1 protein-coding gene is annotated in these 17,710 nt (G+C 49.1%); it reads right to left on the bottom strand.

Going from position 1 to position 17,710, the window contains the following annotated elements:
• Positions 1-16 precede the first annotated feature (16 nt).
• Positions 17-17,419 (bottom strand): HYR-like domain-containing protein, encoded by a 17,403-nt coding sequence (locus FHW36_RS09360; protein ID WP_145666138.1) that lies wholly within the window; start codon positions 17,417-17,419, stop codon positions 17-19.
• Between the last annotated feature and the right edge of the window lie 291 nt (positions 17,420-17,710).

Genomic DNA, 17,710 nt, shown 5'->3' on the forward strand with positions numbered 1-17,710 from the left:
TGATCGTTGGTCGTTGTTAGCGGACTACGGTAACTTCTCCTTTCAGTACGTTGGCATTACCTCCTGCAACTTTCTTGTAGGTGAGCCACCATACGTAAGTACCTACATCTACTGGTACCCCTTTGTATTTACCATCCCATCCTTTGTGGTTGTCGGAAGTCATGAAGATCAGTTCACCCCAGCGGTTGAAGATCCTTAATTCGTATTCGAACATTTGTCCTCTTACCACTGGTCTGAACACATCATTACGTCCATCGCCATTTGGTGAGAAGGCGTTCGGGATGGTTGGTTTAGGTTCGCACTGTGTAAAGTTCACTGTGATATCATCGGTAGCGGATCCGCAATCGTTGAATACAGTGACGGTGTAAGTACCACCGTTGGTCACCGACAGGGAAGAAGCGCTGGAGCCATTATCCCAACGAACACCTGAGATACCGGTGCCCATGGCGCGGAGCACCAGTGTTTCGCCTACGCACATCACGGTATCTCTGCCGAGGTTCACTGTTGGTAAGCCGGTGATATTTACTGCTACACTATCCATGAATACGCGTTGGCAATATTTATCCATCACTGCCAGTTTGTATTTACCGGCCTGGGTGATTTGTTTCACCGGGTTTGGATCACCGTCATTCCAGAGATAGGAGATCGCATCCGGGTTGGTGCCATCGAGGGTGATAGTACCGCCAGGGCATATATTTCTGTCTGGTCCCAGATCCATCATCAGTGCCGGTTTCATTCTCACGTTTACAGTATCTCTTACCACACAGTTGTCTCTGCTAACTGCTACCCAGTAACCGCCTGGTTTATTTACCACGATAGAGTTGCTGGTTTCGCCGGTTTGCCATTGGATACGGCCACCGTTTGAATTTACCGTGAGCATGATTGACTGGTCAGGGCAGATTGCGGTGTCGCGACTCAGGCTGATATCTGGTGGCGGATTCACGCTTACTTTAATGGTATCGATCGTGATACAGGCTGACTTCATCACTTTCACCCAGAATTGTTCCTGTGTGCTTACCAGTATGGAGGAAGCGGTAGAACCGTTGCTCCACAGGTAGGACGCGCCATCTACATAGGCATCCAGTTTCACGGACTGACCGCGGCAGATGGTGGTATCAGGGATACTTACCAGCGGTGTTGGAATCAGTCCCACATGAATGGTGTCGGTGGTCGCACATTCGCCGTTGCTTACATTTACCCAGTAGGTACCGGCCTGGTTGATGTTGATCCTCTGGGTGGTAGCACCGGTAGACCATTGGATTTTGTAGGCGAAGTTAGCAGCTCCTGCATCCAGTACCAGGCTGTTGCCACCACAGATCGTGGTATCGCTGCCCAGGTTTACCATTGGTTTCTGGATATAGTTGATGTTGTAAGTCACGGTATCAGAAGAGCAACCTGTTCTGCCATCTGTGATGATGAAGGAAGCCGAAGTGGCGCCGTTCAGGTTAAACACGTTGTTGTTTTGTGTTCTTGGCAAACCTGTCACCGCGTTGGCTGGTGTAACAGCTACGAGGGTGTAGGTTGGCATATACACATCGCCCACTTTATGTAATGCGATTCTGCCGTTGTCGGAGCAGTTGGAAGGCAGAGTAGCTTCCAGTTGCGGTTTAGCGCAAGGCTTCACAATTACACGTTGGGTAACGTCATTGGCTTTATTGCCGCAGGCATCCATGATGGTCCATCTTCTCACAATAGTATAACCGTTACAGATATCGGCCACATATGGATCTTCTGAATAGATAGCATTTTTCGGGAAGCTATTATCGCAGTTATCCGTTGCGGTCAGTACCGGAGGAGCCGGAATTTTATCCTGGCAGTAGATCACCACATCGGCTGGAGCTGGCATGATTACCGGTCTGGTGGTATCTTTCACGGTTACCACCTGAGTGATGGTGCTGGTGTTACCGCAGGCATCTGTCGCAATCCAGGTTCTGATGATGCGGTAGTTGGAAGCGCATGCACCTGGTATTGTTTCCACTGTTACGCGGCGGCTTACTGTCAGTCCATTTCCGATGGTACTGCAATTATCCGTTACGGTTACGTCGATAGCAGGAGCCGGGATGTTATCGCAGCTGACGGTAGTGTCTGCCGGTGGTTTCACGGTGAATACCGGTTTAGTGGTATCCTGTACAGTGATGGTTTGCTGCATCACAGATTTGTTACCGCAATCATCGGTAGCTGTCCAGTAGCGGATTTCCTGGTAGTTGCCTGCGCAGGTGCCTGGCAATTTCACGGTTTTGCTGGTGGTGAATACCTGGACATTAGCGGTACAGTTGTCACTTGCAGTGATTGCCGGCCATGCTGGTACTTTATCGCAATCTACCACGGTGTCTTTCGGAGCAGACATGCTGAATACTGGTTTAGTGGTATCCTGTACGTGGATGATTTGTTGTACCGCGCTGGCATTGCCACATTGGTCAAAGGCTGTCCATTTCCTGTAGATCAGGTAGTTGCTGTTACAGTTGTTAATATCACGCGCTATTGAATCTTTCGGCGTTACGGTAATTACACCTGGGGTACAGTTGTCTTTAGCCGTAAGGTTAAAGCCTGCAGGTATTTTATCGCAATCCACGATGGTATCTTTTGGCGCTGCCATATCGAATACCGGAGCGGTCATGTCTTTCACGGTAATCACCTGTTTGAGGGTTACACCTGTATTACATGCGTCTTTCGCGGTCCAGGTACGGATCAGCAGGTAGTTGTTGGTACAGTTGCCTGGAATATCCTGGCGAACTTCCACCACAGGGATGATGATTTCACCGGCACAGTCATCGTTCGCTTTCAGATCTGTTTTAACAGGTACCTTGTCGCAATCCACGGTGGTGTCAGCAGGAGCTGGCGTAGTGAATACCGGCGCTTTGGTATCCTGGATAGTGATCGTTTGCGATGCACTTACAGAGCGTCCGCATCTGTCGGTCGCGGTCCAGGTACGGGTAATCGTACTAAGACAAGGCGATGTTACCACGGTGGCATCATTGTAAGTGATGGTCAGTTTTTCATCGTCATAAGGTGCGTGACTGAATACCGGTGTTCCGAAGAGCGTGGTATAGTCTTTACCTTTTTCACACTCAGTAGTGATTGCAGGAGGAGTGGAGGTAACGATCGGGTTGATGGTTATCACGGTGATCTTCACTGCGTTACTGATGTTGTTGATACAAGCGCCTGAAGCCACGATTCTTCTGTACCAGGTATTTGCAGCGAGTGTACCAGGTTGGTAAGTATCGCTGGTAGCACCCGGGATATTTACAAATGGTCCGGTAGCACCGGTGGTACTTTGCTGCCATTGGTAAGTGTAGGCGCCGTTACCACCGCTGAGTGCATTGCTGCGTATAGCCATTGGCGTTTCTGTGATACATACGGTTTGATCGGCCGTGATATTGTTACCCAGAATTGGTTTGCGGTTAATCAGCGTTACACTGGAGCTGGTAGCAGCACACACGCCGTTGCTTACTACCCAGGTCAGTTGGGCTGTTTCGCCGGCAGGAACCGTAACCGTGGCTGTTCTCAGGTTGATATCGCTGATTTGGATGAGGCTGGCGTTGTTGCTGGTGACTACCCAGGTGCCTTTTGCACCGGCTACACCAGGATCGCTGGCATTCATTTTAAAGGTAGCGTCATCGCAGTGTTCCTGGTTAGTGCCTGCGTTGGCAGTTACCGGCATCCGGTAGTTAATGAGGGTCACATCATCCCAGGTAGCGCTACATACGCCATTGGTAACTGTCCAGCGTAAGGTAACAGTGTCACCTACGTTGATATTTACCAGGGAGGTGGGACTGTTGATGGATTTGATCACCGCATTTCCTTTTACGATAGACCAGAAGCCTTTGGCGCTCGGAACAGATACAGGATCTGCGGCCATTTTGAAGTCGCCGGTGTTGTTACACATTTCCTGGTCAGGGCCGGCGTTGGCGTCATCAGCTTTCTTGTAATTGATGAGTGTTACAATGCTGCTGGTGCTGGTACAAGTGCCGTTGGTAACGGTCCATTTCAGTATAACGGTGTCGCCTATAGGAACAGTTACGGCTGTTAACGGATCGTTTGGCGCTTTGATGGTGGCGCGGCCAGGGATCCGGCTGATGTCTGTCCATGTACCTGTTGCAGAGCTGGATCCAGGCTGGCTGGCTTTCATGATGAAGTCGGCAGCCGTGTTACATTTTTCCTGGTCAGGGCCTGCATTGGCGGTGATGGCAGCTTTGTAGTTGATGATGGTTACCCTGCTGAAAGTGGTATCACATACGCCGTTGGCGATAGCCCACTGCAGTATAACCGTGTCGCCAACGGGTACAGTCACCGCAGTAGTCGGGCTGTTAGGCGATTTGATGATCGCTCTGCCAGGAATCCGGCTGATGTCGGTCCAGGTGCCTTTAGCAGTTGGTACGCCTGGTGTATTTGCCTGCATGATGAAGTCGCCTGTATTGTTACAGATCATCTGATCAGGTCCTGCATTGGCCTTGTTGGCAGTGGCATAGTTGGTGAGCAGTACTGTATCGGTGGTAGCAGCGCAGGTACCATTGGAGATGGTCCACACCAGGGCAGCCGTATGGCCCGCCAATACTTTCACCCGGGTGTTATTTAATGTAGTGTCGGTAATGATCACCCAGCTTTGCTTGCCACCCACGATGGTCCAGGCGCCTTTAGCTCCGTATTCAGTAGGCTTATTAGCCGCCATGGTGAAGATGGAGTCGTTACAGTGTTTCTGGTCAATGTTTGCCTTAGCAACCGCCGGTACATCGTAGTTAGTGAGTAACACGGTATCGGTAGTTGCCGCGCAGGTACCGTTAGTGATGGTCCATACCAGGGTAGCGGTGTGGCCAGCCAATACTTTCACTTTAGTAGTATTTAAAGTGGTATCGGTGATGGTTACCCAGCTTGGCTTACCAATGACAGACCAGGTACCTTTTGCACCGTATTCAGCCGGTTTATTAGCCGCCATGGAGAAGATAGAATCATTACAGTGTTGCTGATCGATACCCGCCTTAGCGACAGCCGGTACGTCATAGTTAGTGAGCAGTACGGTATCGGTAGTTGCCGCGCAGGTGCCGTTGGTAATGGTCCATACCAGGGTAGCGGTGTGTCCAGCCAGCACTTTTACTTTAGTTGTATTTAAAGTGGAGTCGGTAATCGTTACCCAGCTCGGTTTACCCACCACTGACCAGGTGCCTTTGGCTCCGTATTCAGTAGGCTTGTTAGCAGCCATGGTGAAAATGGAATCGTTACAGTGTTGCTGGTCAATGTTCGCTTTAGCTACCGCAGGAATGTCATAGTTAGTCAACAGCACGGTATCGGTAGTTGCCGCGCAGGTGCCGTTGGTAATGGTCCATACCAGGGTAGCGGTATGACCAGCCAGTACTTTTACCTGGGTGTTATTCAGGGTAGTGTCTGTAACTGTTACCCAGCTAGGCTTGCCAATCACAGACCAGGTGCCTTTAGCGCCATATTCGGTCGGCTTGTTAGCAGCCATTGTGAAGATAGAGTCGTTACAATGCTTCTGATCCACATTGGCCTTGGCAACCGCTGGTACATCGTAGTTGGTGAGTAACACAGTGTCCGTAGTAGCAGCGCAAGTACCGTTGGTAATGGTCCATACCAGGGTAGCGGTATGACCAGCCAGTACTTTTACTTTGGTGGTATTTAAAGTGGTGTCGGTAATCGTTACCCAGCTTGGTTTACCCACCACAGACCAGGTGCCTTTGGCTCCGTATTCAGTAGGCTTGTTGGCGGCCATGGTGAAGATGGAGTCGTTACAGTGTTTCTGGTCAATGTTCGCCTTAGCAACAGCCGGTACATCATAGTTAGTGAGCAACACGGTATCAGTAGTTGCAGCGCAGGTACCGTTAGTGATGGTCCATACCAGGGTAGCGGTATGACCAGCCAGTACTTTTACTTTCGTCGTATTTAAAGTGGTGTCGGTAATAGTGATCCATGTTTGTTTACCACCCACGATAGTCCAAGCGCCATAAGCACCATATTCGGTCGGCTTGTTAGCAGCCATGGTGAAGATGGAATCGTTACAGTGTTTCTGGTCAATGTTCGCCTTAGCAACCGCCGGTACATCGTAGTTAGTGAGTAACACGGTATCGGTAGTTGCCGCGCAGGTACCGTTAGTGATGGTCCATACCAGGGTAGCGGTGTGGCCAGCCAGTACTTTCACTTTGGTGGTATTCAAGGTGGTGTCGGTAATCGTTACCCAGCTTGGTTTACCCACCACAGACCAGGTGCCTTTGGCACCATATTCAGTAGGCTTGTTAGCGGCCATGGTGAAGATGGAGTCGTTACAGTGTTTCTGGTCAATGTTCGCCTTAGCTACCGCAGGGATGTCATAGTTAGTGAGTAACACGGTGTCGGTAGTTGCCGCGCAGGTGCCGTTGGTAATGGTCCATACCAGGGTAGCGGTGTGACCAGCGAGTACTTTTACTTTTGTCGTGTTTAAAGTAGTGTCAGTAATGGTGATCCAGGTTTGCTTACCGCCCACGATGGTCCATGCACCGTATGCTCCGTATTCAGTAGGCTTGTTAGCGGCCATGGTGAAGATGGAGTCGTTACAATGTTTCTGATCCACATTTGCTTTAGCAATAGCTGGTACATCGTAGTTGGTGAGTAACACAGTGTCCGTAGTTGCTGCGCAGGTACCGTTAGTAATGGTCCATACCAGGGTAGCGGTATGCCCAGCCAGTACTTTTACCTGGGTGTTATTCAGCGTAGTGTCTGTAACTGTTACCCAGCTAGGCTTACCAACCACAGACCAGGTGCCTTTAGCGCCGTATTCAGTAGGCTTGTTAGCGGCCATGGTGAAGATAGAGTCGTTACAATGCTTCTGATCCACATTAGCCTTAGCAACCGCTGGTACATCGTAGTTGGTGAGTAACACAGTGTCCGTAGTAGCAGCGCAAGTACCGTTGGTAATGGTCCATACCAGGGTAGCGGTATGCCCCGCCAGTACTTTTACTTTGGTGGTATTTAAAGTGGTATCAGTAATAGTGATCCAGGTTTGTTTACCGCCTACAATAGTCCATGCACCGTAAGCGCCATATTCCGTTGGCTTGTTGGCGGCCATGGTGAAGATGGAGTCGTTACAGTGTTTCTGGTCAATGTTCGCCTTAGCAACCGCCGGTACATCATAGTTAGTGAGCAGCACTGTGTCGGTAGTTGCCGCGCAGGTACCATTGGTAATGGTCCATACCAGGGTAGCGGTGTGGCCAGCCAGTACTTTTACTTTAGTTGTACTTAAAGTGGTATCAGTAATAGTGATCCATGTTTGTTTACCGCCCACGATAGTCCAAGCGCCATAAGCACCATATTCGGTCGGCTTGTTAGCAGCCATGGTGAAGATGGAGTCGTTACAGTGTTTCTGGTCAATGTTCGCCTTAGCAACCGCCGGTACATCGTAGTTAGTGAGTAACACGGTATCGGTAGTTGCCGCGCAGGTACCGTTAGTGATGGTCCATACCAGGGTAGCGGTGTGGCCAGCCAGTACTTTCACTTTGGTGGTATTCAAGGTGGTGTCGGTAATCGTTACCCAGCTTGGTTTACCCACCACAAACCAGGTGCCTTTGGCTCCGTATTCAGTAGGCTTGTTGGCGGCCATGGTGAAGATGGAGTCGTTACAGTGTTTCTGGTCAATGTTCGCCTTAGCTACCGCAGGGATGTCATAGTTAGTGAGCAACACGGTGTCGGTAGTTGCCGTGCAGGTGCCGTTGGTAATGGTCCATACCAGGGTAGCGGTGTGACCAGCGAGTACTTTTACTTTTGTGGTGTTTAAAGTAGTGTCAGTAATGGTGATCCAGGTTTGCTTACCGCCCACGATGGTCCATGCACCGTATGCTCCGTATTCAGTAGGCTTGTTAGCGGCCATGGTGAAGATGGAGTCGTTACAATGTTTCTGATCCACATTTGCTTTAGCAATAGCTGGTACATCGTAGTTGGTGAGTAACACAGTGTCCGTAGTTGCTGCGCAGGTACCGTTAGTAATGGTCCATACCAGGGTAGCGGTATGCCCAGCCAGTACTTTTACCTGGGTGTTATTCAGCGTAGTGTCTGTAACGGTCACCCAGCTAGGCTTGCCCACCACAGACCAGGTGCCTTTAGCGCCATATTCAGTAGGCTTGTTAGCGGCCATAGTGAAGATGGAGTCGTTACAATGCTTCTGATCCACATTAGCCTTGGCAACCGCCGGTACATCGTAGTTGGTGAGTAACACAGTGTCCGTAGTAGCAGCGCAAGTACCGTTGGTAATGGTCCATACCAGGGTAGCGGTATGCCCCGCCAGTACTTTTACTTTGGTGGTATTTAAAGTGGTATCAGTAATAGTGATCCAGGTTTGTTTACCGCCTACAATAGTCCATGCACCGTAAGCGCCATATTCCGTTGGCTTATTGGCCGCCATGGTGAAGATGGAATCGTTACAGTGTTTCTGGTCAATGTTCGCCTTAGCAACAGCCGGTACATCATAGTTAGTGAGCAACACGGTGTCGGTAGTTGCCGCGCAGGTGCCGTTGGTAATGGTCCATACGAGGGTAGCGGTGTGGCCAGCCAGTACTTTTACTTTCGTCGTATTTAAAGTGGTGTCGGTAATAGTGATCCATGTTTGTTTACCACCCACGATAGTCCATGCACCGTACGCGCCATATTCGGTCGGCTTGTTAGCTGCCATGGTGAAGATGGAGTCGTTACAGTGTTTCTGGTCAATGTTCGCCTTAGCAACCGCCGGTACATCGTAGTTAGTGAGTAACACGGTATCGGTAGTTGCCGCGCAGGTACCGTTAGTAATAGTCCATACCAGGGTAGCGGTGTGGCCAGCCAGCACTTTCACTTTGGTGGTATTCAAGGTGGTGTCGGTAATCGTTACCCAGCTTGGTTTACCCACCACAGACCAGGTGCCTTTGGCACCATATTCAGTAGGCTTGTTGGCGGCCATGGTGAAGATGGAGTCGTTACAGTGTTTCTGGTCAATGTTCGCCTTAGCTACCGCAGGGATGTCATAGTTAGTGAGCAACACGGTGTCGGTAGTTGCCGCGCAGGTGCCGTTGGTAATGGTCCATACCAGGGTAGCGGTGTGACCAGCGAGTACTTTTACTTTTGTCGTGTTTAAAGTAGTGTCAGTAATGGTGATCCAGGTTTGCTTACCGCCCACGATAGTCCATGCACCGTATGCGCCATATTCGGTCGGCTTGTTAGCGGCCATAGTGAAGATGGAGTCGTTACAATGTTTCTGATCCACATTTGCTTTAGCAATAGCTGGTACATCGTAGTTGGTGAGTAACACAGTGTCCGTAGTTGCCGCGCAGGTACCGTTAGTAATGGTCCATACCAAGGTAGCGGTATGACCAGCCAGTACTTTTACCTGGGTGTTATTCAGGGTAGTGTCTGTAACGGTCACCCAGCTAGGCTTGCCCACCACAGACCAGGTGCCTTTAGCGCCATATTCAGTAGGCTTGTTAGCAGCCATGGTGAAGATGGAGTCGTTACAATGCTTCTGATCCACATTGGCCTTGGCAACCGCTGGTACATCGTAGTTGGTGAGTAACACAGTGTCCGTAGTAGCAGCGCAAGTACCGTTGGTAATGGTCCATACCAGGGTAGCGGTATGCCCCGCCAGTACTTTTACTTTGGTGGTATTTAAAGTGGTATCAGTAATAGTGATCCAGGTTTGTTTACCGCCTACGATGGTCCATGCCCCATATGCACCATATTCCGTTGGCTTGTTGGCGGCCATGGTGAAGATGGAGTCGTTACAGTGTTTCTGGTCAATGTTCGCCTTAGCAACAGCCGGTACATCATAGTTAGTGAGCAACACGGTGTCGGTAGTTGCAGCACAGGTACCGTTAGTGATGGTCCATACCAGGGCGGCGGTATGACCCGCCAGTACTTTTACTTTGGTGGTGTTTAAAGTGGTATCGGTAATAGTGATCCAGGTTTGTTTACCGCCCACGATGGTCCATGCACCGTAAGCGCCATATTCCGTTGGCTTATTGGCAGCCATGGTGAAGATGGAATCGTTACAGTGTTTCTGGTCAATGTTTGCCTTAGCAACCGCCGGTACATCGTAGTTGGTGAGTAACACAGTATCGGTAGTTGCCGCGCAGGTACCGTTGGTAATAGTCCATACCAGGGTAGCGGTGTGGCCCGCCAATACTTTTACTTTAGTCGTATTTAAAGTAGTGTCAGTAATGGAGATCCAGGTTTGTTTACCGCCCACGATGGTCCATGCACCGTATGCTCCATATTCGGTCGGCTTGTTAGCGGCCATGGTGAAGATGGAGTCGTTACAGTGTTTCTGGTCAATGTTCGCCTTAGCTACCGCAGGGATGTCATAGTTAGTGAGTAACACGGTGTCGGTAGTTGCCGTGCAGGTGCCGTTGGTAATGGTCCATACCAGGGTAGCGGTGTGACCAGCGAGTACTTTTACTTTTGTCGTGTTTAAAGTAGTGTCAGTAATTGTGATCCAGGTTTGCTTACCGCCCACGATGGTCCATGCACCGTATGCTCCGTATTCAGTAGGCTTGTTAGCGGCCATGGTGAAGATGGAGTCGTTACAATGTTTCTGATCCACATTTGCTTTAGCAATAGCTGGTACATCGTAGTTGGTGAGTAACACAGTGTCCGTAGTTGCCGCGCAGGTACCGTTAGTAATGGTCCATACCAGGGTAGCGGTATGACCGGCGAGTACTTTTACCTGGGTAGTATTCAGGGTAGTGTCTGTAACGGTCACCCAGCTAGGCTTGCCAATCACAGACCAGGTGCCTTTAGCGCCATATTCAGTAGGCTTGTTAGCAGCCATGGTGAAGATGGAGTCGTTGCAATGCTTCTGATCCACATTAGCCTTAGCAACCGCCGGTACATCGTAGTTGGTGAGTAACACAGTGTCCGTAGTAGCAGCGCAAGTACCGTTGGTAATGGTCCATACCAGGGTAGCGGTATGCCCCGCCAGTACTTTTACTTTGGTGGTATTTAAAGTGGTATCAGTAATAGTGATCCAGGTTTGTTTACCGCCCATGATGGTCCATGCACCGTAAGCGCCATATTCCGTTGGCTTATTGGCCGCCATGGTGAAGATGGAATCATTACAATGTTGCTGATTACCACCGGCATTAGCGGTAGCAGGCTTATCGTAGTTGGTAAGCAGCACGGTATCGGTAGTTGCCGCGCAGGTACCGTTGGTAATAGTCCACACCAGGGCAGCAGTGTGACCTGCCAGTACTTTTACTTTGGTGGTATTTAAAGTGGTATCGGTAATAGTGATCCAGGTTTGTTTACCGCCCACGATGGTCCATGCACCGTAAGCGCCATATTCCGTTGGCTTATTGGCCGCCATAGTGAAGATGGAGTCGTTACAGTGTTGCTGATTACCACCGGCATTAGCGGTAGCCGGCTTGTCGTAGTTGGTGAGCAACACCGTATCGGTAGTTGCCGCGCAAGTACCGTTGGTGATCGTCCATACCAGGGTAGCGGTATGTCCAGCCAGTACTTTTACCTTGGTGGTATTTAAAGTAGTGTCAGTAATGGAGATCCAGGTTTGTTTACCGCCCACGATGGTCCAGGCACCGTATGCTCCGTACTCTGTCGGCTTGTTAGCGGCCATGGTGAAGATGGAGTCGTTACAGTGTTTCTGATTACCACCGGCGTTAGCGGTAGCCGGTTTGTCATAGTTAGTGAGCAACACAGTATCGGTAGTAGCGGCACAAGTACCATTGGTAATGGTCCATACCAGGGCAGCAGTGTGCCCCGCCAGTACTTTTACTTTGGTAGTATTTAAAGTAGTATCGGTAATAGTGATCCAGGATTGCTTACCACCCACAATGGTCCATGCACCGTAAGCGCCATATTCCGTTGGCTTGTTGGCCGTCATGGTAAAGATGGAGTCGTTACAGTGTTGCTGATTGCCACCGGCGTTAGCGGTAGCCGGTTTGTCATAGTTAGTGAGCAACACAGTATCGGTAGTTGCCGCGCAAGTACCATTGGTAATGGTCCATACCAGGGCAGCAGTGTGACCCGCCAGTACTTTTACTTTGGTAGTATTTAAAGTAGTATCGGTAATAGTGATCCAGGATTGCTTACCACCCACAATGGTCCATGCACCGTAAGCGCCATATTCCGTTGGCTTATTGGCCGCCATAGTGAAGATGGAATCGTTACAGTGTTGCTGATTACCACCGGCATTAGCGGTAGCAGGCTTGTCGTAGTTGGTAAGCAGCACGGTATCGGTAGTGGCCGCGCAAGTACCATTGGTAATGGTCCATACCAGGGCGGCGGTATGACCCGCCAGTACTTTTACTTTGGTGGTGTTTAAAGTGGTATCGGTAATAGTGATCCAGCTTTGTTTACCACCCACGATGGTCCATGCACCGTAAGCGCCATATTCCGTTGGCTTATTGGCCGCCATGGTGAAGATGGAGTCGTTACAGTGTTTCTGATTACCACCGGCATTAGCGGTAGCGGGCTTGTCGTAGTTGGTGAGCAGCACCGTATCAGTAGTAGCGGCACAAGTACCATTGGTAATGGTCCATACCAGGGCGGCGGTATGACCCGCCAGTACTTTTACTTTGGTAGTATTTAAAGTGGTATCGGTAATAGTGATCCAGGTTTGTTTACCGCCCACGATGGTCCATGCACCGTAAGCGCCATATTCCGTTGGCTTATTGGCCGCCATGGTGAAGATGGAATCGTTACAATGCTTTTGATCAATATTAGCATTAGCGATAGCTGGTACGTCATAATTTGTAAGCAGTACCGTATCGGTAGTAGCCGCGCAAGTACCGTTGGTGATCGTCCATACCAGGGTAGCGGTATGCCCAGCCAGTACTTTTACCTTGGTGGTATTTAAAGTAGTGTCAGTAATGGAGATCCAGGTTTGTTTACCGCCCACGATGGTCCAGGCACCGTATGCTCCGTACTCTGTCGGCTTGTTGGCCGTCATGGTAAAGATGGAGTCGTTACAGTGTTTCTGATTGCCACCGGCATTAGCGGTAGCAGGCTTATCGTAGTTGGTAAGCAGCACGGTATCGGTAGTTGCCGCGCAGGTACCGTTGGTAATAGTCCACACCAGGGCAGCAGTGTGACCCGCCAGTACTTTTACTTTGGTGGTATTTAAAGTGGTATCTGTAATAGTGATCCAGGATTGCTTACCACCCACAATGGTCCATGCACCATAAGCGCCATATTCCATTGGCTTGTTAGCCGCCATAGTGAAGATGGAGTCGTTACAGTGTTGCTGATTACCACCGGCGTTAGCGGTAGCCGGCTTGTCATAGTTAGTGAGCAACACCGTATCGGTAGTAGCGGCACAAGTACCATTGGTAATGGTCCATACCAGGGCAGCAGTGTGCCCCGCCAGTACTTTTACTTTGGTAGTATTTAAAGTAGTATCGGTAATAGTGATCCAGGATTGCTTACCACCCACGATGGTCCATGCACCGTAAGCGCCATATTCCGTTGGTTTATTGGCCGCCATGGTGAAGATGGAGTCGTTACAGTGTTGCTGATTACCACCGGCATTAGCGGTAGCCGGCTTGTCATAGTTGGTGAGCAACACCGTATCGGTAGTAGCGGCACAAGTACCATTGGTAATGGTCCATACCAGGGCAGCAGTGTGACCTGCCAGCACTTTTACTTTGGTGGTATTTAAAGTAGTATCAGTAATCGTGATCCATGTTTGTTTACCGCCCACGATGGTCCATGCCCCATATGCACCATATTCCGTTGGCTTATTGGCCGCCATAGTGAAGATGGAGTCGTTACAGTGTTTCTGATTACCACCCGCATTAGCGGTAGCCGGCTTGTCGTAGTTGGTGAGCAGCACCGTATCGGTAGTAGCGGCACAGGTACTGTTGGTGATAGTCCATACTAATGCAGCGGTGTGGCCCGCCAGTACTTTTACTTTGGTGGTATTTAAAGTAGTGTCAGTAATGGAGATCCATGTTTGTTTACCGCCCACGATGGTCCATGCACCGTAAGCGCCATATTCCGTTGGCTTATTGGCCGCCATGGTGAAGATGGAATCGTTACAATGACTTAGATCAGTGCCGGCATTTGCGGTTACTGGCTTTTTGAAATTGGTAATAAACACCGTGTCAACTGTTGTTACACAGGGACCATTAGATATGGTCCAAAATAAGGTAGCGGTATCACCAATATTTACTTTAACGGTAGCATTGGGGAGGGTAGGGCCAGTGATAATGGCACTGGCATTCCAGGTGGTCCATTGACCATTAACACCCGCTACGCCTGTGGCGTTACCATTTAACTGGAAGGCGGTGGCACGTTCGCAGGCGCTTTGGTCAGCACCCGCGTTGGCTTTATTGGGCTGCGCAAAAACTGTTACGGTAACGGAAGCACATGCAGTGTTACCGCAAGGCCCCGCACTTGGCGCCATCACATAATAAGTAGTCGTAGCAGTTACATTCTTAAAAGTAACAATGGAACTGTCTGTATTGGCAGAAGTAGGATAAACCCGTGTACTGCCAGGGTTGCCAGGGCAAGCCCCTGTATACCATTTCCAGGTAGCTGGAGTTTTAGTAGAATCCATGCCCAGGGAGCCGCCAACAACGGTTAATGTCACATCTCCTTTTACACACAATGAGGTAATAGAGGCGGTGACGGCGGTAGGATTGGTAGACGGCTTTTCTACAGATAGGGAGAAGGGCACACTAACAGTACATCCATGGAGCGTATCTATTTTCCCGGTGAGTATAAAATCGTAGCTGCCAGCAGGAGTGTTAGCCGGAAGAGGGACATTAAACGTACCGGAAGTACTGCTGCCGGGCCAGCTACCGGTAACTTTTGTAAAGTTCGGCATCGGCCTGGCAGGTGCGGCCACTATTTCATAACTTTTAAGGGTATCTGTTAATCCTGAGTAACTGACAGTGAATGAGGAGACGTTGTTACATACGGCGTTAGCCTTTATATTAACAGTCGGAGGATTCTTTAATGTCAGTTTAATAACGCTCGAAGTAGGATTGGGACACACACCATTAGAAATAGTCCATATCAGCTGTACAGCTTGCGGTGCGGCTGCGATGATGGTTGCTTTCGCATTGTAAGCAGTGTCATAGTCAATTGTCACCATGGTTGCAGTGGTACCGCTCCCTAATGTCCATTTGCCAGTTTCGCCGGGGCCAGGTTTGCTTGCATTCAATTGAAACACATTGATATTGCACTGTGCCTGGTTATTACCGGCAACGCTTGTTGTAAGTGGCCTGGTGTTAATCAGGGTCACCCAGCTGGTATCTGTACAAGCGCCCATCGAATTGTTCGTGATCACCCATATCAGTGTAACAGTATCGCCCACTGGCACATTTGTGACGGTTACATCAGGCGCGTTAGGATCTGAAAAGCCAATGCCACTGGTATTATTTTGGGTATCCTTGTATACAGACCACGTTCCCCGCTGATCATTAGGCAGTGATTTCCTGGTTATTGCAAAATTCGGGATGTTACATTGTTTGTAGGTAATGGGTTGGTCTGCATTGGGCATCGACCTTATATTTACCGTAAATGTATCAGTAGCCTTACAGGTTTTATTGGTCAGTAATACAGAATATATATAAGCGCCTACAGCAGTGGGCGACTGGGTAATGCTTACATCATTTGGGTTACCTATTGGAGAGCCATTTACCTGCCAGTTCCAGGCCAGGCTGTCAGGAGGTGCACCACTGTTGGTTACGTTCAGTGTTACCATACTACCTTTACAGATGGTTGTAGGGCCACCACTAATTTTTGTAACCGGTTGGGCATCTACGATTACCTGGGCGGAACCGGTGTCTCTACACTGTCGTTGCTCCATTTTAACCGCATCCCATCCATAATCGGCGATACCAATGGCTGAGTAGGTGGTGGTAGCAGTTGGGTATACGGTCATAATAGGCCCGGTAACGACGGGGTTCACCTGCCATTCATATTCACTGTATCCTCCATTGGCGGTCATCACCACACTATCACCTATACATATTCTCCCGGAAGAAACGGTTACTTTAGGTTTGGGCAATATCGTAATCTTGGTGTATTCAGAAGGCGCCGCACAGTTGCCAAGGTTGCCTTTTTCCAGGATGTTTACACGGTAATACTTTGTTACAATCTGGTTCGGATCTCCCTTCAAAGCACCAGGTGCAAACACTACAGACGATGTCATGGTACCAGTGATACCGCTACCATCGTGGAGGGTATCCCAGGCAACGCCATCATTACTCCAGAACCATTGATATTGTGGATTTTTAAAATAGTCTTTAGTGGCATCGTAGGTGCCATCTGGTTGCCAGCCATTAGGGCTATAAGAGGCTTTCATGGTTACCGGGGCGCCATCGCACAGCGAATCTGCTCTTAATCCCAGTTTACCATCTATATAAGAATAAATATAAGGGCTACAATAAGCAAAGGAAATGTCATCTACAGCGATGTCATTTCCGCAACCTCCGGGCCGATCATTCACAATCTCAAGCCGGACCGACGTCACACCTCCCGGCGTTTTAAAACCACCTCCATACATCTGCCACTGGGGGCCAGATAGGTTCATCGACACATCGAAGGTTTTAAAGCGGGCCAGGGTATCCCAGGTGGAGGAAGGTGCGCCTCCCTTGGTATTGATGATCAAAAAGCTTACACCTGCGTAGTGATATCCATCCCAGTTACCAGTGGAGCAACTGTTCTCATTAAATACTTTGATACCATTTACGTTAAGGAACCAGGCACTGAAGTTATACAGGGACCCGGGACAGACCGGTACGTTATCCCTGGCGAAGAATGATCTGGCATCATAGGAGGAGTTGGCAATCAGCATACCGCCTACAGAATCGACAGTACTACCGGTATGGTCAGTCATATATACCCATTCGCTTCTCACCTGGGTATTCCAGAAAACAGTGTAACTGTTATCATTCATGGTGTAAGGACTTACCAGCGGAATTGGGTTATAGACGTAACCAGTTACATAGGAACTGGATTTACTGGTGGTTGCACCATTTTGGAAGTTTCCGAAATCTTCTTTGAAGTCACCCAGCCCGGTATTTTTACCCTGACAGGGGAGGATAGAGCAGTCTTTTGAATATATTTTTTTAGTGACAATTGATTTGACGCCGTTATACCAGAGGGCAACCGAAATAGTATATTGCCCGATATCATTGAATTTGATCGTCAGGGCATTCCGTTTATAGGTAGGATCAGGTTTTTGCCTGACTAGCTTATTGGTATTATCGGAGGAATACAGAACCGTAATAGAGGCCCCCCCGGGGGTAATGGTCCAGGTGGCGGAATCTGGCACCCTAGCCGATTTCCAGTAGAAAGCGTTCATACTCGCGAAACTCTTCCAGCAGGTGGTATCCGGAAGGTTCATGAAGGGTGTTCCTGTAGCGGGTTCGGTTTGTGCTTCTGCCCCTTTGCCCAGGAATATCAGCCCGGTCAGCAAGTACAAGAAGGTTAATAGTTGTTTCATAGGTGCAAACAGTTAAGTAAAAAAAGTATCAGAATTGTCCAGGATTAGCTGTTCAATTCTTATTGCTGCTCAACTCTTTACATAAATAAAAATAACCGGCGGAAATTTTCCGGCTCACTTGGATAGATGAGTAAAATGGTTTCATAGGCGTCAGGTATTTATACATGGTATGGTTAAAATATGTAATTAAAATAAAATTAAAACTAATGATAATATAGATAAATAAAAAAAGTGTGATTAATTATAATATGAATAACGACCAGATAACTTGACAAAGGTGGAAAGGGGAAA

The sequence above is a fragment of the Chitinophaga polysaccharea genome (assembly GCF_007829335.1).
GTDB lineage: Bacteria > Bacteroidota > Bacteroidia > Chitinophagales > Chitinophagaceae > Chitinophaga > Chitinophaga polysaccharea_B.

Bases quoted from the DNA above. Each gene is read 5' to 3' on its own strand.
- FHW36_RS09360 (WP_145666138.1), bottom strand. From the start codon at position 17,419: ATGAAACAACTATTAACCTTCTTGTACTTGCTGACCGGGCTGATATTC.